Raw genomic sequence first — 641 nt, 5'->3', positions numbered from 1 at the left:
CTTGGACGAAATAAACGGTTTACTCGGTATCCACCATCTTTTTGAAACCGACCCCGTCACGCTGTATCGCCAGCATGCGAATCGTTTGAAACTGCAAGGTCTGTAACAGGAGTTCCCCATGAAGAAAGTCGCTCTTATCGCTGTGCCCATTCTTTCGCTTCTCGGTGTGGGAGCGGCTTCCCTCTACGTATCGGACTCACCACAATCCAAGATGGCTCAATCGCAACATGACACTACTATCGACCTCTCCTCTCAGAAAGACTTTTTTGAGTACTCATTAAGTGGTTTGGGGGAACATAGCCTTGAAGAAATCCAAGAAAATATTGAAGAAAGTATCTCGCAGCAAAACTCACTAGGCATTGATGTTGAGTTGTTTCAAACCTATCTCGCGTACAAACGGGCGCTTTCTAAATTAGAACCACTTGAAGATACGACGTTGTCATTAAGCCAACTGCAACGGCTGAATGAAGCCATTCTAAATTTGCAACTTGAATACTTTAACGATCAACAAATTTCCCAACTATTTGATGAAGAAAATCGACTACGCCAACTCGCAATAGAGAAACTGGCGATTAAAACGTACGAGCAAGACTCTGATTCTCAGCAACTACTACTCAACCAAGCGTTATCTGAACAACCTG

At 43.7% G+C, this 641-nt stretch carries 1 protein-coding gene and 1 pseudogene; both read left to right on the top strand.

Annotated elements, in window-relative coordinates:
* A pseudogene (locus R7Z47_RS25355) lies at window positions 1–106 on the top strand (lipase); the annotation flags it as partial.
* A 12-nt stretch (window positions 107–118) separates the two neighbouring features.
* Window positions 119–641 (top strand): lipase secretion chaperone (locus tag R7Z47_RS25350; protein ID WP_318130831.1); only part of this gene is annotated, 523 nt, incomplete at its 3' end.

This window comes from Vibrio sp. 1641 (assembly GCF_033339995.1).
In the GTDB taxonomy this organism is placed as follows: Bacteria; Pseudomonadota; Gammaproteobacteria; order Enterobacterales; family Vibrionaceae; genus Vibrio; species Vibrio alginolyticus.
Note: the sequence above shows the minus strand (reverse complement) of the source record. Positions and strands in the feature narration are given on the sequence as shown.